The 19270-nt window shown below is 74.4% G+C and carries 12 protein-coding genes and 1 pseudogene; 4 read left to right on the top strand and 9 right to left on the bottom strand.

Annotation, left to right across the window (positions count from 1 at the left end; all coding sequences use genetic code 11):
• Window positions 1-152 precede the first annotated feature (152 nt).
• On the top strand, window positions 153-614 hold the full coding sequence (locus ID574_RS16905; RefSeq protein ID WP_188189848.1) for a proteasome activator: 462 nt from the start codon (window positions 153-155) through the stop codon (window positions 612-614).
• A 232-nt stretch (window positions 615-846) separates the two neighbouring features.
• On the opposite strand, the gene ID574_RS16900 is transcribed toward ID574_RS16905, so the two are convergent.
• On the bottom strand, window positions 847-2760 hold the full coding sequence (locus ID574_RS16900; protein WP_223166774.1) for an aconitate hydratase: 1914 nt from the start codon (window positions 2758-2760) through the stop codon (window positions 847-849).
• A 136-nt stretch (window positions 2761-2896) separates the two neighbouring features.
• Between ID574_RS16900 and ID574_RS16895 the strand changes: the two genes are divergently transcribed.
• The 3 genes and pseudogenes from ID574_RS16895 to ID574_RS16885 all read left to right on the top strand — a co-directional run bounded on the left by ID574_RS16895 (window position 2897) and on the right by ID574_RS16885 (window position 5392).
• A complete protein-coding gene (locus ID574_RS16895) occupies window positions 2897-4084 on the top strand; it encodes an SRPBCC family protein (protein ID WP_223166773.1) in 1188 nt (395 codons plus the stop codon).
• A gap of 6 nt (window positions 4085-4090) precedes the next feature.
• Window positions 4091-4601: pseudogene (locus ID574_RS16890) on the top strand (ribose-phosphate pyrophosphokinase-like domain-containing protein); the annotation flags it as partial.
• Between the two features lie 173 nt (window positions 4602-4774).
• On the top strand, window positions 4775-5392 hold the full coding sequence (locus ID574_RS16885) for a protein-L-isoaspartate(D-aspartate) O-methyltransferase (protein WP_188189846.1): 618 nt from the start codon (window positions 4775-4777) through the stop codon (window positions 5390-5392).
• 3 nt (window positions 5393-5395) lie between these two features.
• On the opposite strand, the gene ID574_RS16880 is transcribed toward ID574_RS16885, so the two are convergent.
• From ID574_RS16880 to ID574_RS16845, 8 genes are all read right to left on the bottom strand, one after another.
• Window positions 5396-8056 (bottom strand): glycoside hydrolase family 6 protein, encoded by a 2661-nt coding sequence (locus tag ID574_RS16880; protein WP_188189845.1) that lies wholly within the window; start codon window positions 8054-8056, stop codon window positions 5396-5398.
• 720 nt (window positions 8057-8776) lie between these two features.
• A complete protein-coding gene (locus ID574_RS16875; protein ID WP_223166772.1) occupies window positions 8777-10123 on the bottom strand; it encodes a glutamine synthetase family protein in 1347 nt (448 codons plus the stop codon).
• Window positions 10124-10149: 26 nt separating this feature from the next.
• On the bottom strand, window positions 10150-11985 hold the full coding sequence (locus tag ID574_RS16870; RefSeq protein ID WP_188189843.1) for an IucA/IucC family protein: 1836 nt from the start codon (window positions 11983-11985) through the stop codon (window positions 10150-10152).
• Entirely contained in the window at window positions 11985-13178 is a 1194-nt protein-coding gene (locus tag ID574_RS16865) for a hypothetical protein (RefSeq protein ID WP_188189842.1), read from the bottom strand. Before ID574_RS16865 ends, ID574_RS16870 begins: the two co-directional genes overlap by 1 nt.
• Complete coding sequence (locus ID574_RS16860; protein ID WP_188189841.1) at window positions 13175-14521, bottom strand: lysine N(6)-hydroxylase/L-ornithine N(5)-oxygenase family protein; 1347 nt, start codon at window positions 14519-14521, stop codon at window positions 13175-13177. Before ID574_RS16860 ends, ID574_RS16865 begins: the two co-directional genes overlap by 4 nt.
• Window positions 14518-16314: an IucA/IucC family protein gene (locus tag ID574_RS16855; protein ID WP_188189840.1), complete on the bottom strand. Its 1797-nt coding sequence runs from the start codon at window positions 16312-16314 to the stop codon at window positions 14518-14520. Before ID574_RS16855 ends, ID574_RS16860 begins: the two co-directional genes overlap by 4 nt.
• Window positions 16311-17855: a pyridoxal phosphate-dependent decarboxylase family protein gene (locus tag ID574_RS16850; RefSeq protein WP_223166771.1), complete on the bottom strand. Its 1545-nt coding sequence runs from the start codon at window positions 17853-17855 to the stop codon at window positions 16311-16313. Before ID574_RS16850 ends, ID574_RS16855 begins: the two co-directional genes overlap by 4 nt.
• Window positions 17852-19237 (bottom strand): diaminobutyrate--2-oxoglutarate transaminase, encoded by a 1386-nt coding sequence (locus ID574_RS16845; protein WP_188189839.1) that lies wholly within the window; start codon window positions 19235-19237, stop codon window positions 17852-17854. The genes ID574_RS16850 and ID574_RS16845 overlap by 4 nt, the downstream gene beginning before the upstream one ends.
• Window positions 19238-19270: the final 33 nt, after the last annotated feature.

Genomic DNA, 19270 nt, shown 5'->3' with positions numbered 1-19270 from the left:
ATCCCCTTAAAGCGCATCTATCCCGAAATCGCGGCAACTATCGGGGGATGGCCGATGCCGCCGGGCCTGCCCGGACCGGCGGGACTGAGTGCGAAGCCTTGGGGCAAGGGAAGTGCGATTGTGAATATTCGCACGCCAGAGGACAGATCAGCATGGCTAAGATCCGTGAATCCCGCCGGGGCGGACGCGGCCACGCCGTGCGGCGGCAAGAGGCGCTGATGGCCGAGATCGAGCAGGTGCAGGAGCCCGCACACCTCATACGGGTGGGCACCATGGTGCACCAGCTGCTCACCGAGGCACGTGGGATGCCGCTGGACGAGAGCGCGCGCGAGCGGCTCCTCCGGATCCACAGCCTGGCCATCGAGGAGATCGCCCGCTCCGTCGCCCCGGAGCTCCGCGACGAGCTGGCGCGGCTGCGTCCCGACATCCCCGGCGACCGGCCGCCGACGCAGGCGGAGATCCGCATCCTGCACGGGCAGCTCGTCGGCTGGCTGGAGGGGGTCTTCCAGGGCATCCAGGCCGGGCTCTCGCTGCAGCAGGCCGCGGCCCGCCAGGAACTCCTCGGGCTCCGCCGCGCCGGCCACCGCGAGAGCGGCCGCGCCCCTCACCACTGACCCGGGGCCGTCTCACCGCCGGCGGTGCCATTGTGCGGGCCGCCGACGCCCTCGCCGACCAGGGCGCCACCCACGGGGGTGTTGCCCGCCCCGCCGGTGCCTGTCGAGGCGACGGACCGGCCTGTGTGCCCGGGCACGGGCGACCTGCGGCCGAAGGACAGGACGCCCACCCCGAAGCCGACGGCAGCCGGGGCCCGGAGCGCCGGTGCCTTAGCGGACGGCGGCGGACCGGTCAGGAGCCGGTGTTCCTGACCTGGGAGATCCATCCGCCGGCCAGGACCATGGCGCGCTGACGGGCGGACAGGCGGTGCCGGAGCACGACGCCGTCGGCCGTGATCTCGCCGCCGGTCTCCACCGCCTTGCGCAGCCCGTCCAGGCGCAGCTCGTCGCCCTGGGCGAGCCGGTCGTAGCCGGACTCGTCGGCGAACTCCAGCGCCAGCACGCCGAAGTTGGCCAGGTTCTGCCAGTGGATGCGGGCGAACGACTTGGCGATCACGACGCGGAGTCCCAGATGACGGGGGACGATCGCGGCGTGCTCGCGGGAGGAGCCCTGCCCGTAGTTGCGCCCGCCCACGATGGCGTGCGGCCCCGCGGCGCGGGCCCGCTCCGGGTACGTGTCGTCGATCTGCCCGAAGGCGAAGTCCGCCAGCGCCGCGATGTTGCTCCGGTACGGCAGCGCCCGGGCGCCCGCGGGCATGATCTCGTCGGTGGAGACGTCGTCGCCGACCTTGAGCACGACCGGCAGGGTGAGCGAGTCGGGCAGCGGGTCCAGCTCGGGCAGCGAGCCGATGCTCTCCGCCTTGACCAGGGCGACCTCGCGGGCCTCCTCGATCGGCAGGGGCCGCTGCAGCGGGGCGGTGATCGTGCTGACCCGGCGCGGCTCCCGTACCTCCGGATGGTCCAGGCCGAGGTCGCGCGGGTCGGTGATGGCGCCGGTGAGCGCCGACGCGGCGGCGGTCTCCGGCGAGCAGAGCCACACGGCGTCGTCATGGGTGCCGGAGCGGCCGGGGAAGTTGCGGGGGAACGTACGCAGGCTGTTGCGGCCGACCGCGGGGGCCTGGCCCATGCCGATGCAGCCCAGGCAGCCGGTCTGGTGGATGCGGGCGCCGGCTTCGAGCAGCGCGGTGACGGCGCCGGACTTCGTGAGGTCGGCCAGGATCTGCCGCGACGTCGGGTTGATCTCCAGCGACACCTGCGGGTGCACCTGCCTGCCGCGCAGCATCTCCGCCACCACCGCGAAGTCGCGCAGCCCCGGATTCGCCGACGAGCCCACCACCACCTGGTGGACCGGCTCGCCCGCCGCCTGCCGCACCGGGACCACGTTCCCCGGCGAGCTCGGCCGCGCGATCAGCGGCTCCAGCGCCGACAGGTCGATCTCGTCCTCGACGTCGTATCCCGCGTCCGGGTCGGCGACCAGCTCGGTGTAGTCGTCCGCGCGGCCCTGGGATTCCAGGAACTCCAGCACCCGCCCATCGGAGGGGAAGACCGAGGTAGTGGCGCCCAGCTCGGCGCCCATGTTGGCGATCACGTGCCGGTCCATCGCGCTCAGCGTGCCGAGTGCCGGGCCGTGGTATTCGACCATCCTGTTCACGCCGCCCGACACCCCGTGGCGGCGCAGCAGCTCCAGGATGACGTCCTTGGCGCTCACCCAGTCCGGCAGCGCGCCGGTCAGGCGGACTCCCCAGACGTGGGGCATGGTCACGTACAGCGGCTGCCCGGCCATGGCCATCGCCACCTCCAGACCGCCCACGCCGATCGCCAGCATGCCGAGCGAGCCGGCCGCGCAGGTGTGGGAGTCGGCGCCGGCCAGCGTCCTGCCCGGCACGCCGAAGTGCTGCATGTGCGTGGGGTGGGAGACGCCGTTGCCGGGCGGCGAGTACCAGATCCCGTACCGACGGCAGGCCGAGCGCAGGAACAGGTGGTCGGCCATGTTGCGCTCGTCGGACTGCAGGAGGTTGTGGTCGACGTATTGCGCCGCCACCTCGGTGCGGACCCGCTCCAGGCCGAGCGCCTCCAGCTCCAGCATCACCATCGTGCCGGTGGCGTCCTGGATCAGCGCCTGGTCGACGCGCAGCCCGATCTCCCCGCCCGGCCGCATGTCCCCCTCGGCCAGGTGCGAGCTGATCAGCTTCTCGGCCAGGTTCACGGTGCTCGCCCCTCGACGCCTCGTGGCGAGCCACCCGGCTACCCGGGCGGGGCCGCGGCCAAACCCCGTGAGCTGCCAGTTAGCCGTCCACGGGTCGGGGTAGCCGCGCTCGTACGGGAGGAAGAGGGGGAAGATCGTGCGTACTCGTGATCTCGATTCGGCAGTGGCCGGAGAACCAGGACGCCCGTGGGCGAAGACCGCGGCCATGCTCGGCGCGAGCGCCGCCGCCGGCGCCACCATGGAGTATCTGTTCGATCCCGACCGCGGCCGAAGCCGCCGGGCCAAGATGCGCGACCAGGCCTCGCACGCCGTTCACGAGCTGTCGTACGGTCTCGGCCGCGTGAGCCGCGATCTGGGCAACCGCTCGCGCGGCCTCGCCGCGGGCACCCGCTTCCGGCTGACCGGCCGCTCGGCTGACGACCGGATCCTGCACGAGCGCGTACGAGCGGAGCTCGGCCGCTATCTGACCCATCCGCACGCCGTCCATGTGAGCGTCCAGGACCGCGTGGCGCGCCTGGAGGGCGACGTGCTCAGGGGCGAGGAGCGGAGGGCGGCGCGGGCGGTCCGCCGCATTCCCGGCGTGAAGGCCGTCGACGCGCAGTGGAGGGTGCACCGCGACCCGTCGCAGGTGCCGCAGCTCCAGGGCGGGGGCCGGATCCGGCCACCCGTGCCCGAGCTGCTCCAGCAGCACTGGGCGCCCTCGGCGAGGTTCCTCGCCGGCACGGCGGCCGCCGTGATGTGGGGGCTCTCCCGCCGGTTCCCCCGTCCGGTCGCCTGGAGCGTACGCTGCGCCGCGACCGCGCTGGGCGCCCGCGCCGCCACGAACCTCCCCCTGCGCCGGCTGACGGGCATCAACGCCGGCCGTCGGGCCGTCGACGTCAACCGCGCCGTCTCGATCGCCGCGCCTCCGGAGGAGATCTGGCCGCTGGTGAGCGACTACTCCGTCTTCGCGACGTTCATGCCCGATGTCCGGGAGGTCCGGCGATCCGCCGACGGCGTCCGTTCCCACTGGGAGATCAGCGGCCCCGCGGGCCGGCCCATCAGGTTCGACGCCGTCGAGACCAGCCGCGAGGAGGGCAAGCACATCACGTGGAAGTCCACCGAGGGCCAGTTGATCGCGCACACGGGCGCGGTGCGGCTGGCGCCCGAGGAGGGCGGTCGGACGCGGGTGCAGGTGGAGCTGACCTACAACCCGGTCATGGGGGCCGCCGGTCACGCCGTCGCGCGGCTGCTGGGCGCGGACCCGGCGACCAGGCTCAGGGACGACCTGATGCGGCTGAAGTCGTACGTCGAGGAACGCCGGCAGCCCGCGATGGGCCGGTAGCGGTGCGTTTCCGCGCTCAAGCGCGCCTCGGCGCGGCGCATCACCGTCGTGGCGCCGTTCTCCGGCTACGCCCGCCAGGAAAAAAAGCACCGCGGCCGCGAGCCCATCTCGGCCCGGCGGATGGCCGACCTGTTCGCCGCCGCCGGGGGCCGACCGGCTCATGGTCGTCGATCTCCACACGGCGCAGGTGCAGGGGTTCTCCGACGGCCCGGTGGACCATCTGCACGCGCTCCCGCTGCTGGCCGAGCACGTCACCCGGCACGTGGACACCGCGCGCCGAGGCGCTCGCCGACCGGGGCGCCACCCACGTCATCGCGGCCGCCACCCACGAGGTGTTCTCCGGCGACGCGGGCGAGCGGCTGGAGAAGGCCGGCCTGGCGCAGCTGGTCACCACCAACACGCCGCCCCTGCCCGAAGGCTTCCCGCCGACAGGCCGGCCGTACTGTCCATCGCGCCGCTGCCGGCGCGCGCCATCTGCGAGTTGTTCCTCGAAGGCTCCGTGACCGGCCTGTTCGAGGGTGAGAGCCAGAGGTCCTCTTGGGAAGAGGGGCGCGGCCGGCGGCTCCCTTGGCGCCGGCCTGCGATGGGGCGGCACATGGGGAAACCGGGCAAGGAGGCGCGGTTCCTGGCGTGGGAGTCGGCCTGCTCATGAGGAGGTGTGGTTTCCGGGCGCCGGGGGAGTGGTCGGTCATGGCGAAGACGCTGGTGGAGGCCGCCCGGCGGATGGGGGTGACCGACCCGCGCCTGCTGGCCGCCATCGCCGCCACACCGCGCGACCGGTTCGTGCCGCCGCGCTCGGTCGCGCGCGCCGAGCGGGACGAGCCGATCCCCATCGGCCACGGGCAGCCCACCTCGCAGCCGTCCCTGGTCGCCCAGATGATCGAGGCACTCCTCCTGACGGAAACGGACGTCGTCCTGGAGGTCGGCACCGGGTACGGCTACCAGACCGCCCTGCTGGCGCACCTGGCCGACCGCGTGTATTCGGTGGAGCGCTACGCCGACCTGGCCGAGCACGCACGGGCCAACCTGGCGGCCATGGGCGTGGCCAACGTCGAGGTCGTGGTCGGCGACGGCACCGCCGGCCTGCCCGAGCACGCCCCCTTCGACGCGGTCATCGTGTCCGCGGCGGCCGCCACGGTCCCCGCGCCGCTGGCCGAGCAGCTCGCGGAGGGCGGCCGGCTCGTCATCCCCATCGCGTCGGTCGTGGCCGACGTCGTCACGCTGTACGCCAAGCGGCGAGGACGCCTGGAACGGCGGCGGGCGCTGACGCCCGCCCAGTTCGTCCCCCTTGTGGGCAAGTACGCGTGAACGTTACGGGGTCAGCGGCGGCACCGCGTTCCGCGCCCGCTCCAGAGCCTGGTCGGGCCACCACTGGCCGGCGGCCGGAGTGACGATGCCGTACGCCGGATCCGCCGGTCCCGACGTGCCCCGGGTGCATTGACCGTTGGAGAACCCCGGGCTGTTGAGCCACAACAACGCGTCGGCCAGCGAGTTCCGGGTGTCGGTGGTCGGCCGCGCCCCCGCGCCCCTGCCGGGAGGATTACACCACTCGTCCGGCGCCGGGAACCGCCCGGCCGGCGGTTGCCACTCGCCCGTCCCGTTCCGGCTCGTGTCGACGACGAAGTGCGGCAGGCCTGGCGCGTCGTCCGGCACGGCGGCGAGGTTCCCGGCGGCGCACGAGGCCGTCCGCGCGGCTGCTCTGAGGTAGACGCACTTGGACAGCTGGGAGGCGTACGTGAGCGACTGCTCGGTGGTGCGGTAGCCGACGACGTTGACGTAGAAGCCGTCGGCGCGGACCGCCCCCGCGTTGACCAGCCGGTCGGCCATCTGCGTGAATCCCGGCCACCCCGCCAGCCCGCCGTCGAGATAGACGGCGGTGCTCCCGAGCCCCGTGAGGGCCTCCACGGCGTAGGACAGATCGCTGTAGCGCTGGGTGGCGGCCGCCTGCCCGCCCTGCGGGCACTCCGGGCTGCCCGGCATCCGGGCCAGGCCGCTGGGCTCCAGGGCGACGACCGCTGACCGGTTCCCGATGCCCTCGGCCACCGCGTCGATCCACGCCCGGTACGCCTCGGCGTTCGGGGCGCCGCCGTTCCAGCAGTCACGGGCCGGGATGTTGTTGGTGACGAACACCGGGACCGTCCGTTGCCGGGCCGCCCGGGTGACCGCCTCGCGTACCGTGCGGGAGACGTCGGCGGGCTCGCCGCCGGCCAGCCAGATGGCCGCCGGGACCTCCGACAGGGCCCGCATGAGGGCGGCGTCGGCCGTCCTGCCCTGCACCGACCAGGTCCGTGCCTGCTGTGCCGCCTCGGTGTCGGGCTGCACGTAGAAGCGCACGTCGTCGCCGGCGCGGAGCGGGTTCTGGCCGGGGAGCTCCCGCCACCGCGCGCCGGCCTTCTCCGTGAGGGCGGAGATCCCGGAGGGCCGCTCGGACAGGCCGGGGACCAGGGGGCCGCCGTCGGTGACGGCTTGGGAGACGAGGACCGTGGCCACCGCCACGAGGGCGAGCGCCGCGCCGCCCAGCACCCGGCGCCCGTACGCGGGGCGACGGCGTCTGCGCCGCCTGCCCGTCCCGGTGCTCGGCTCGGGGGCGATCGGCTGCGCCTGCCTGGGATCGGCGCCCGGGAAGCCGCGGCGGGACGCGCCTCGAGCGGGAGCCCCGGCGAGGGCCGGCGCCGTCGCGGGCCCGCGCCGCACAGGACCCCTGGCCGGGTCGGGGCTGATCGCGGGCACGTCTCCAGGAGCGCTCCAACGCAGGACACCGGGCGCGTCTCCTGCGGCCTCCCAGGGACGGGAGCGGGGTGCGTCTCCTGCGCCGTCCCAGGGGCGGGAGGCGGGTTCGTCTCCTGCGGCGTCCCAGAGAAGCGCGCCCGGCGGGTCTCCTGCCGCGCTCCAAGGGAGGGAGCCGGTCCCGTTCTCCTCGGCGGCCCAGGGGGTCAAGCCGGTCGTGTCCTGAGGAGCGCTTCGGTGCGCCTCGTGTGAGGCGCTCCGGGGAGGGGCGTAGGCCGCGTCGTGCCGGACGCTCCGGAGCGGGGCGTAGGTCGCCTCCCGATCGGCGTTCCCCGGAAGGGTCAAAGGGGTGTCGCCAGAAGCGCTCCCGGGCCGAGCGCCGGGCCCGGGCGGGACGACGAGCGGCGGCAGTCTTGTCGTGATGCCCCCGGACAGGGCGTCCACGAGCTCCGCGGCCGTCGGCCGCGCCGCCGGGTCCTTGCTCAGCGCCCGCCACACCAGCTCACCGAGCACGCCGTCCAGCGCGGGGACCACCGGATCGTCGTGGATCACCCGGTACAGCACGTCGTGCCCCTGTCCCGACCCGAACGGCGGCCGCCCGCTGGCGGCGAAGACCATGACGCCGCCCCACGCGAAGACGTCCGAGGCCGGCGACAGCGGCAGGCCCCGCACCTGCTCCGGAGACATGTACGCGGGCGTGCCCATCCGGGTGACCGACAGCGTGGTGGAGTCGGCCGCGAAGGCCAGCCCGAAGTCGATGACCTTCGGCCCCACGGGCGACAGCAGCACGTTCGACGGCTTGAGGTCCCGGTGGACGACCCCAGCCGCGTGGATCGCCCCCAGCGCGACCGCCGTGCTCATGGCGAGCCCGTCGAGCTCCGAGCCCGACATCGGCCCCCACTCCTTGACCGCGCGGTACAACGTCGGCCCCGGCACGTACTCGGTGATGACGTACGCCGTGTCCCCGTCGAGATCCGCGTCGAGAACCGGAGCCGTGGAGAACCGGGCGACCCGCCGCGCGGTCGCGACCTCCCGCCGGAACCGCCGCCGGAACTCCGGATCGCCGGCGAGGTGCCGGTGAATGACCTTGATCGCCACCAGTCTGCGCGAACGGTTCTGCGCCAGGTAAACGACGCCCATCCCGCCCGCGCCGAGCCGGCGGATGACGCGATGGCCGGCGATCTGCGGAGGATCGCCGCTCGTTCTCGTGTCCACCGCGTCGCCGTGCTTGGTGCCCTGTGCCATCGCCCGCCCATCTGGAAAGACGCCGGGGTCCTCCTGAGACCTGAACGCAAGTCGTCAGGAGGTACGGCTGCCGCCGCGCCGCGGTTCAGGCGCCGTCATGTGGTGGAGGACAGCGTGGGCCGCCATGGGACGTCCGGCCTCGTCGCGGCCGGAGCCGCCGCCTGGCCGCTGCCCGAGCCGCCGCTCGAGACCGCGTCGGCCCACTCGAGCAGGCGGCGCAGACGGGAGTCCTGCGCGTCGGCGAGGACGCGGGCGCACCGACGACGGCCAGAGCCGACGAAGCAGGGGTCGAAGGTCGCCGAATGCCCACCCGAGCGGCGGCTTGCCTCGATCGAGCAGCCAGTACGTATCCGCGGCGTCGGGGGACTACGCCGACGCGGGCATGATCGCACAGCGCTACCATCAGGTGCCCCCTTGGGTATCGGGTTGCAGGTCGAGCGTGAGCTGATCGTCCGGCTCGGGTTGGTGGGGCAGCCCGGCTACGCGGGTGAGCGTGGCCAGGCTGGTGCTGGTTCTGTCGGGGCGCTAATCCCTCCCAGCGATCCGACGGGATGCACTGCCTTCACTCAACCCGGCCATATGGGAGTCCGTAGAGTCCGATTCCACTAAAGTGCTTTAAAACGGCGTCGACAGCTGCTAAACGCCCAGGTCAATGAGAGTGCTCCCCGCGCACGCGGGGATGGTCGCGGCTGGCCCGCGCGTTTCAACCAGGGGAGCGCGTCAAAGCCGTTCGAAACCGCGGACGCGCTCCCAGTCCGTGACCGCCGTCTCGAAGGCCGCCAGCTCCGCCCGCGCCGCCTGCGCGTAGTGGCCGACCACCGCGTCGCCGAACGACTTGGCCGCGATCTCGCTGCTCTCCCAGCGGCGCAGCGCCTCGGTCAGCGTCGTGGGCAGCCGCGGCACCGAGGGGTCGGCCAGCGCGTTGGCGGTGTGCGGCGCGGGCAGGGGCAGCCGGTTCTCGATGCCGTACAGGCCCGCGGCCAGCACGGCGGCGACGGCCAGGTAGGGGTTGGCGTCCCCGCCGGGCACGCGGTGCTCGATGCGCAGCGACGCGCCCGAGCCCACCACGCGGATGGGGCAGGTGCGGTTGTCCCTGCCCCAGGTGATGCCGGTGGGGGCGAACGCGCCCGGCTGGAGCCGCTTGTAGGAGTTGACGTTCGGGGCCATGAGCAGCGCGAGGTCGGGCAGGCAGGCGAGCTGCCCGGCGACGAAGTGGCGCATCAGCTCCGACATCCCGTCGTCGCCGTCCCCGGCGAAGACGATCGAGCCGTCCGCGCCGCGCAACGACAGGTGGACGTGGCAGGAGTTGCCCTCGCCCTCGTCGAACTTGGGCATGAACGTGAGCGCGACGCCTTCCTGGGCGGCGATCTGCTTGGCGCCGTTCTTGAAGAACACGTGCTTGTCGCAGGTCGCCATGGCCTCGTCGTAGCGGAAGACGATCTCGTACTGGCCGGCGTGGCACTCGGCGCGGGCGGTCTCCATGGTGAGCCCGGCGCGGACCATCTCCCGGCGGATGCGGCGCACCACGGGCTCGATCTCGGCCAGGCCCTGGAGCGAGTAGTCCACGTTGTAGCGGGTGCCGGTACGCAGGCCGTGGTAGCGGCGCTCCCAGGCGTCCCGGTAGCTGTCGCCGAACACCAGGAACTCCAGCTCGGTCCCGGCGTACGCGGCCAGCCCGCGCTCGGCCAGCCGGTCGAGCTGTGTGCGCAGCACGCGGCGCGGGGCCACCTCGACCGGCTGCCCTCCCGGCCACACGGCGTCGGCGATGACGAGCGCGGTGCCCGGGTCCCAGGGGAGCGCGCGCAGCGTGGCGGGGTCGGGGCGCAGGACGAAGTCGCCGAAACCGGTGTTCCACGCGTCGATGGCGTAGCCGGGCCCGGTGTCCATCTCGACGTCGGTGGCCAGCAGGTACACGCAGGCGCCGAAGCCCTGCCGGGCCGCCTCGTCCAGGAAGTACGGCACGGCAAGGCGGCTGCCCTGCAGTCGGCCCTGCAGGTCGGGAAGGCTGACGATCACCTCCTCGACCCGGCCCGCCTCGGCCTCGGCACGCAGCCATTCATAGGTCATATCAGCTCCCGCTGTGTTCATTGGTCTCACTCTGTGAGGCCGACTCGGTCGCCACATGCCGCCGCCTTCTCAGGGCCCACGCCGTGCGGCGGCGCTCCCTCGCGAGCCAGCGGGTTGGGGACGGTGCCGTGGACGACGTCGAAGCCCTCGTCGCGCTCGGCGCGGTCGTGGAAGCCGCCGCCGAGCAGCTGCTCCCGGTTGAGCGCCACCCGGTCGAATTCTGGCGCGAACAGGCCGAACGCCTCGAACCTGTCCTTCAGCTCGGGGAAGCGGGCGTGGTAGCGCTCGATCTCGGCGCGGACCAGGCCCCAGAACTCCTCCTCCGGCACGCCGAGGTGCTCCTCGGCCAAGGGGGCGAAGAACCGGAAGTGGCCGGCGAAGACGGCGCTGAGCAGTGAGTGCGCCAGCTCGCCCGCCGGCCAGCGCAGCAGCACCGCGTCGGCGCGCGGCGACAGGCCCGCGTACTCGGGGCGGCGCTCGGGCAGCAGGTTGACGTCCTCGGCGAAGTCCTTGAGCGCGACGCCCACGGGGACGTCGGCGGCGTCGTACAGGATCACGGTGTTCTCGCCGTGCGGGCAGTACGCCACGCCGTACCGGTAGAGGTAGTGCAGCAGGCCGGGCAGCAGCGCCGCCAGGAACCGGGTCAGCCACGCCCGGGCGTCGAGCCCGGAGCGTGCCACGAGCTCGGCCGCCAGTGCGCGCCCGTCCGAGCCGACCTTCAGCAGGGCCGCCATGGTCCTGGCCCGCTCGCCCTCGCGGAGCAGCGCCGTCACCGGCTCGCGCCACACCGCGCCGAGCAGCTCGTGGTAGCGGTAGGGCGCGTCGCCCACCGCGTCGTACAGGGGGTGGCGCACGGCGACGGCGGCCACCTCGCCCAGCGGGTGGAAGCGCAGCTCGTCCCGCAGGTACGGGTCACCGTCGCGGAGCGCGTGCAGCCAGGCGGTCACGTCGGGCGCGGCCCGCGTCGGCTCGGTGGACAACCCCCGCCACACCAGTGTGTTGCGGATGGCGAGCGGCATCTTGACGTTCCTGCGGTGCGGATGGTCCAGATTGGCCAGGGTGCGGATGGACTGCAGCGGCCGGTAGCGGTCCGGGCCCTCGCCGAGAAGCACGATCCGGCCGTCGGCGAGGTAGGGGGCGAAGAGGGTCTCGACGGCCTCGTCCCAGTGGAAGGGGTGGACGGGCAGCCAGACGTACGCGGCAGGGTTCGCCAACGCGTCGTCCAGCAGGTCGGCGAACCGCTTGCGGGTCTCGTCGTCCAGCTCCTCGGCCAGCAGCGTCTCCGCGTCGAGCCCGGGGACGCCGGAGTAGTCGGCCAGCGAGGTGTGCACGGCCGCCCACAGCAGCCGGACGGCGCCGGCCGACTCGGGGGCGTAGGCCGCCGCGTCGGAGGCGGCGAACCCAAGCCGGCCCTTGTTGAGCAGCATGCAGGGATGGCCGTCCTGGTACGCCTCCAGCTCCAGGTGGTCCAGCTCCGCCAGCTCGGCGGCGGTCACGGCACGGGAGATCAGCTCAGCCTCCGCCCGCCGGGTCGCGATGAGCTCGCGCAGCACCTCGGCGGTGGTCGGGCCGTCCCAGCCGAGGAGCGCCCTGGCGTCGAGCAGCAGCCGTTCGGGCCCGGCCTCGCTGTCCTCGGGATGCCGCCGCAGCGTGCCGTCCACCAGCCGCCAGGTCCCGAACGTGCCGCGGGCCGCGCGGAACGTCCAGCGGACGCCCTCGCCCAGCTCCAGCCGGTAGGCGTCGGGGCCGGAGCCGGGGTCGGGCTCCGGGCGGAGCAGCTCCTCGTAGGCGAACTCCTCGACCGCCTTGGTGAGCAGGCGGCGGCCGGCCTGCCGCCAGGCGTCGCGGGTGGGGCGGGTCATCAGGAGGTCTCCTTCGAGTAGGCGAGGGCGGGTTCCGGCAGGGGGACGGGGACGCGCCGCAGCGACAGGCCGGTGGCGATCAGGTGCACGGCCGCCGCGACGGCGAGGGGCAGCGCGAGGTCGTACGAGACCGCGGCCGCGGCGGCCACCGGCGCGGCGAGCAGGCCCGCCGACCGGGCGGTCTCCACGACGGTGAACGCGGGCCCCGCCGTGCCGGTGGCCCGGAACACCCACAGCTCCACCGCGACCTGCCCGAGGCCGAGGCCGACGCCGAACAGCAACCGCCCCCCGGCCAGCCCGGCCAACGACGGCGACAGCGCCTGCCAGGCGAGCCCGGCGGCGGCCACGGCCAGGGCCAGCGGCAGCAGCCGGTCCCCGAGCAGGTCGTGGCAGCGGCGCACGAAGGGCAGCACGGCCAGCGCGGCCACGCTGGGCAGGAAGAACAGCACCGCGGACCCGGCGGAGCCGCTCCCCAGGTCGTCGGCGAACTCGGTGAAGAAGGGCCGCGCCACGTTGACCGCGAAGTCGAACGCCACCCCGATCAGCGCCGCCTGGGCCAGCGCCGCCAGCCCCACGCCCCGCCTGCGCACCCCGGCGTCCGGGGCCGCTTCCGTCACGCCGGCGGGAGCGCGTTTGCCCAGCACACGGTAGGTGAGCACGGCGAGGAGCACGTCGAGCACGGCGAACGCGGAGATGCCGACCCGCGGCTCGGGCAGCGCGAGCACCCCGGCCCCGACCATCGTCGCCACCACGACGGACACGTGGAAGACCACCACGATCGAGCAGATCCCGGCCAGCCTGGCGCGCTCCCCGCCCGCCGGGCCGGCATCGTGCTCGGCGATGAACGCCGGGTACGCCAGCAGCAACGCGCTGTTGGTGGTCACCACGGCTGCCGACAGCGCCGTGTAGGCGGCGTAGCTGGGGGCGAGCCCGAGCAGCAGGTCGAGCACGGCCGAGCCGCACAGCCCGGCCAGGACCAGCCGGTGCAGCGGCCACCGCCGGGCCGCCAGCCCCCACAGCGGCAGCGCGGCCAGCCCGACGATGCGGCAGATCCACAGATAGAGCCCGGTCGCGCCGGGCTCGTCGACGGCGTACAGCCGGTCGAACAGCTGGGGCAGGAAAGGGGTGAGCGCGGTCTCGGCGACCAGATGCAGCCCGATCACCGAGATGAGCACGAGCTTGGCGCGGCTCACCGCAGTGAGCCCACCGAACGAGGCTCCTCCACGCCGGCGGCCTCGGGGACGCGCGGCGCGCCGAAGGTCGTCCAGGCCACCCGGTCCGGGACGGGCAGCACGGTGCGGCCGGCGACCGCGTTGAGTATGGTCGCGGCCCGCCACGCGCCGAGCGTCAGGTCGGGCTCGCCGACGCCGTGGGTGTGGAGGGAGGCGTTCTGCACGTAGATCCCCCCGGACACGCGCGGGTCGAGTGCCACCCGGTAGGAGCCGTCGACCTGGTAGCGGCCCTTGTCGTCCCAGTCGATCAGGTCGGACAGCGGCTCCAGGAACGCGGGGCGGCGGGCGGCGTACCCGGTCGCGGAGACCACGGCCGAGGTGCGGATCTGGAAGACCGCCTCCTGCGGGCTGTGGCGGCAGGTCAGCGTGTAGCCGTCGGCGTCGGCGGAGACCGCCGTGACCTCCACCCCCGGGTGCAGCGCGGCGGGCGGCTCGGCGCCGCCGATGGTGCGCTCGTACAGCTCGTCGTGGATGTCGGCCAGCGTCTCCGCGCTGACCCCCTTGTACAGCTGCCACTGCTCGCGGACCAGCCGTTCCCGCTCGGCCTCCGGGAGCCCGCGGAAGTAGCTGATGTAGTCGGGCGTGAAGTGCTCGAGGCCGATCTTCGAGTACTCCATGGGCGCGAAGGCCGGGGTGCGGGCCAGCCATCGGACGAACGGCCCGCCCTCCCGCAGCAGGTCGAGCACCACCTCCGCCCCCGACTGGCCGGCGCCGATCACCGTGACGTCCGGCGCGGCGGCGAGCCGGTCCCGGTGGACCCGGTAGTCGGCGCTGTGCAGCACGCGGCCGGCGTGCGCCTGCGTCATCAGCGGGCGCAGCGGCTCGGGGACGACCGGCTGCGTCCCGACGCCCAGCACCACCTGCCGGGCCAGGACCCGCGCGGTCTCCCCGGCGGAGGACCGGTACGTCACCGCGAACGCCGCGGCCGTCTCGTCCCACTCCAGGGCGGTCACCTCGGCGTCGAACCGGCACGACGGCAGCCGCTCGGCGACCCAGCGGCAGTAGTGGTCGTACTCGCGGCGCGGGATGTGGAACCGCTCGGAGAAGAAGAACGGGAACATCCGGTCGTGGCTGCGCAGATAGTTCAGGTACGACCAGGGGCTGGTCGGATCCGCCATGGTGACCAGGTCGGCGAGGAACGGCACCTGCAGCACCGTCCCCTCCAGCAGCAGGCCGGGGTGCCAGGAGAAGGCCCGCTTGCCGTCCAGGAAGAGCGTGCGCAGCCCCGGCACGCCGTCACTGAGCGCGGCCAGGGACAGGTTGAACGGGCCTATGCCCACTCCCACCAGGTCGTACGTGGTCACCGCTGCACCTCCGTGAGAGGGTTGGGAAGATCGATGTAGACGGACTGGGTGTGCACGTCGCCGACGAGCTCGTCGCGGCCGTCCACGCAGGTCAGGAAGTTGCCCTTGCAACGCAGCGACGGCGCGTCGAGCAGCAGGTCGAGCAGGCCCTTCGCGCCGGGCTCCGCCGCCCGGAGCCGCTCCAGCCCGGCCCGCAGCACGCGCAGCAGGTCGCCCTCGTCGGCGAGCCCCAGCGCCCCGAACGCGCCCACCAGGCCGAACAGGTTGTTGACCCCCAGGTAGTAGGCCACCCGCTCGTCCACGAAGTCGTCGTCGAAGACCAGCTCCAGGCCGTCGGCCAGGTCGGGCAGCAGGCGCTCCAGCTCGCCCGCCCTGGAGGCGGCCACGTAGTAGCCCTGGCTGTCCCGGTACCAGCCCGCCCGGGGCAGGCCGTCGGCGTCCAGCGCCACGAGGGTGTTCTGGTGGTGGGGCTCCAGCGCGACGCCGTACCGGGCCTGCAGCGTGATCAGCGGCACGGCCAGCACGTCGAGATAGCGGGCCAGCCAGCGGGCCGACGCCTCCGCCGGGGACACGCCGAGTGCCCGGGAGGCGTGCTCCACGGCGGCGGCCAGCAGCGCGCGGTGCCGGGGCGGTGTGCCGTCGCCCGGGCCCGTGCGCTCCGCCAGCAGCCCGGCCACGCACTGCCCGTCGCCGGGGCCGCCGCGGAACGGGTTGTCGCGGATCGCGGTTTCCAACCCGGTCTCCGGACCGTCGGCGCCCGCCGAGATCCAGGCGAAGTCGCGCAGGATCGCGAACTCCGGGTGCTCGGCGCGCAGCCAGTCGCCCGGTCCGGCGGCCAGCAGGCGGGCGGCCCGGACGCCGAGGCGCAGCTCGCCGCGCAGGTTGTTCCTGCGGGAGTTGGTGATCCGCATGCCGAGGGAGAGCTTGAGCATCACCTCCGCCTCTGGCCGGTGGACGGTGCGCAGCGAGGAGGTCGGATGCCAGGCGGGTCCCGCCTCGCCGAGCGGGCGCAGCAGCCCCGCCTCCACCAGCGCGGCGACCTCGGGACGGCGCAGCACCTCGCGGGCCTGCCACGGATGGACGGGGACGGGGACCGCGCCGGCGGGCGGTTCCACGCCGGCGGCGAGGCTCCGCAGCAGCTCGGCCGGGGACCGCCCGCCCGCGCTCTCTCCCACGACGATGGCGGGATCGGCGGCGAACCAGTGCAGCCGGAACGAGCCGCGCAACTCGGGCGAGTACGCGTCGAGCTCGCCGTCGGACGCCTCCTGCCGGCTCTTGGGCGCGGGATGGAACGGATGCCCCAGCAACAGCGCCTGCTCGGCCTCCAGGAACGGCGTCACCTCCGCCTCCCGGCCCTCGGCGCGCCGTCGCGCGAGATGGGTCCCGGTACGGCGAGCAGAGTCCAGCACCCGGGCGACGGCATCGGACCCGAGATACCCCGGCAACCGCCGCCCGGCGACGGCTTCACCGATCGCGGCCGCGGCCACGAGCGCGGCACCGGCGGGCTGGCCGGCCTCGGCAGGTCCGGCGGGTTCGGCCGCACCGGTCGGCTCAGTGGCGCCGGCGGGCTCCGTGATGATGCGTGGCTCGCCGAAGCGGTGCCAGCCGGTCGCCGACCGGTACCGCACCGGGACCCGCAGCCGGACGCCGCTCGCGGGGAAAGCGAGCACCAGGTCCTCACCGGCGGCCGGGACCGGGGCCGCCGTCTCGCGCACGTACGCGCGGAGGAGCGTCTCCGTCGCCGCGGCCTCACCCGCCCTGAAGGGATCGGGATGGTCGAGGGGGTCGTTCACGGCGCCTCCTCCTCGGCCTGGCCCGCGGCGGCGACCAGATGGACGAGCCGCTCCACCTCGGCCGCGGTCGTGTGCGGGTTGAGCAGGGTGAGCTTGAGCCGGACCCGGCCCGGCCCCTCACCGGGGAGCTCGGTGCGGCCGACGACGGCGCGTGCCTCGCGGAGCAGGCGGCGCCGCAGCCCGGCGTTCACCCGGTCCGCCCGCGCGGGGTCCGCGGGGACGTACCGGAAGAGGAACGCCGTCAGCACCGGATCGGCGTGCAGCTCCAGCCGGGGATGGGCGCGGACGGCCGCCGCCCCGGCGCGCGCCAGGGCGTGGCAGGCGTCCACGAGGCGGCCCAGGCCGTCCCTGCCGAGCACGCCGAGCGTGACGGCGATCTTGAAGGCGTCGGGGCGGCGCGTGGTGCGCAGGGAGAGTCCCAGCAGGCTGGTGTAGCCGGCCTCCTCGTCGTCGGCCGGGTTGAGGTAGGCCGCGCGGCGGGCCAGCGACGCGTACGACTCGGCCTGCCGTACCAGGAAGACGCCCGCGGCGGCGGGCTGCCAGCCCAGCTTGTGCCAGTCCAGGGACACCGAGTCGGCCCGGCCGAGGCCCGCCAGCAGCGGCGCCAGCCGGTCGGACAGCAGGGCGCCGCCGCCGTAGGCGGCGTCCACGTGGCACCAGGCGCCGTGCTCGGCGGCCAGGCTCGCGCAGGCCTCCAGCGGGTCGATCGCCCCGGTGTCGGTGGTGCCGGCCGTGGCGACCACGGCCATCGGCAGCTCGCCCCGCCGTACGCATTCGCGCAGCACGCCCGCCAGTGCTTCCGGTTTCATCCGCAGCTCGCGGTCCACGGGGACGGTCACGACCGCGTCCTCGCCCAGGCCGAGCAGGGCGGCGGCGCGGCGTACCGAGAAGTGGGCGGCGGCGGAGGCGAAGATCCGCGCCTGCGGCGGGCTCGCGGGCAGGCCGTGGTGTTCGATCCTGCGTCCGGTCGCGCGCCCCAGGACCCGGTCCCTGGCCAGCATCAGGCCCATGAGGTTGGACTCGGTGCCGCCGGAGGTGAGCACCCCCGCGGCCGTGGACGGGTATCCCGCCATCGCGGCCAGCTCGCCAAGGACGAGGGTCTCCAGGGCGGTGGTGGCGGGGGCCTGGTCCCAGGAGTCCTGGGACGGGTTGAGCGCGGAGATCGCCAGGTCGGCGGCCACGGCCACGGCGAGCGGCGGGCAGTGCAGGTGCGCGGCGCAGGCCGGGTCGGCCGGGTCGGCGCTGCCGGCGGCCACCAGCGCGGTCAGCCGGTGGAGGGCGTCTTCACCGCCCGGCTCGGCGAAGACCCGGGCCACCCGGGCGGCGAGCTCCTGGGGCGTGCCGGCGGGGATCGGCCCGCCGCGCCGTGCCGCGCCCTCGGCGAGGGCGTCCAGCACGGCACGCACCAGAGGCTCCAGAGCGGCCGCGCCGGAGACGCCCCCGGACAGGGCGGACGCAGACGCACTCATACCGGTCACCCCGTCGGTCGGGACGGCGGTGATGCCGGTCGTGCGGTGGGGTGGGGCGTCGTTCGCCGTCATGCCGGTCGTCCTGTGAGGCGGGGAGCCGTCACCTCGGCGATCGCGTCGGACAGGCGGTCCAGCACGGCCTCCGCCTGCTCGTCCGTGATGATCAACGGGGGCAGCAGCCGGACGGTCGAGTCGTGGCGGCCGCCCAGCTCCACGATGAGGCCGCGGTCCAGGCACGCGGCGCGGACCGCGGCCGCCGTCCGCGGGGCCGCCGGCCGAGCGCCGCAGGAGTCGCGCTCGCCCTCGGGATCGACGAGCTCGACCCCGATCATCAGACCGCGCCCGCGCACGTCGCCGATGGCGGGCAGCTCGCGGCGCAGCCCGTCGAGCCGGGCCGTGATCCGGGCGCCGACCGCGGCGGCCCGCTCGGCCAGCCCCTCGCGGGCGACGTACCGCAGGGTCGCGGTCCCGGCCGCCATGGCCAGCGTGTTGCCCCGGAACGTGCCGGTGTGCGCGCCGGGCCGCCAGCCGTCGTAGTCCTCGTGGTAGACCACCACCGCCAGGGGCAGGCTGCCGCCGACGGCCTTGGACAGCACCATCGCGTCGGGGATGACCCCGCTGTGCTCGATCGCCCAGAACGCGCCGGTCCGCCCCACGCCGGTCTGCACCTCGTCCACGATCAGCGGGATGCCGCGCTCGGCGGTGATCCGGCGCATCTGCCGCATCCAGGAGTCGGGCGCGGGCACCGCGCCGCCCTCGCCCTGCACCGCCTCCAGGATCATCGCGGCCGGCGGCACCACGCCGCCGGAGGGGTCGTCGAGCAGCCGCTCGGTGTACGCGGCCGACAGCTCCGCGCCCCACTCCCCGCCGATGCCGAACGGGCAGCGGTAGGAGTAGGGGTACGGCAGGCGGGTGACGTCCGCGGCGATCCCGGCCACCGGCTCCTTGACCGCGACGCTGCCGGTGGCGGCCAGGGCGCCCGCGGTCATGCCGTGGTAGGCGCCGGTGAAGGCGAGCAGCCCGCGCCGGCCGGTGGCGGTCTGCATGAGCTTCAGCGCCGCCTCCACCGCGTCGGTCCCGGCGGGCCCGCAGAAGTGCACGCGTGCGCGTTCGGCGAAGGCCGGCGGCAGGGTGGCGAACAGCGCCTCGGTGAACTCGTCCTTCTCCGGCGTGGCCAGGTCGAGCACGTGCAGCGGGGCCCCGCTGTCCACGGTGCGCCTGATGGCCTCGATCACCACCGGGTGGTTGTGGCCGAGCGCGAGGGTGCCCGCGCCGGAGAGGCAGTCGAGGTAGCGGCGGCCGTCGGCGCCCTCGATCGTCATGCCCTGCGCGCGTACCGGGACGACCGGGAACGAACGGGCATAGGTCCGCGCCGAGGACTCCCGGTCACGTTGCCGCCGCAGCACGGCGTCGATGCGGAGGGCGGGGTCGAGGTCGGTCGGATGCAGAGTCATCAAGGCTCCGGATGGCAGAGAAGGACGACGACG

This window comes from Nonomuraea sp. SYSU D8015 (assembly GCF_008065375.1).
GTDB lineage: Bacteria > Actinomycetota > Actinomycetes > Streptosporangiales > Streptosporangiaceae > Nonomuraea.
Note: the sequence above shows the minus strand (reverse complement) of the source record. Positions and strands in the feature narration are given on the sequence as shown.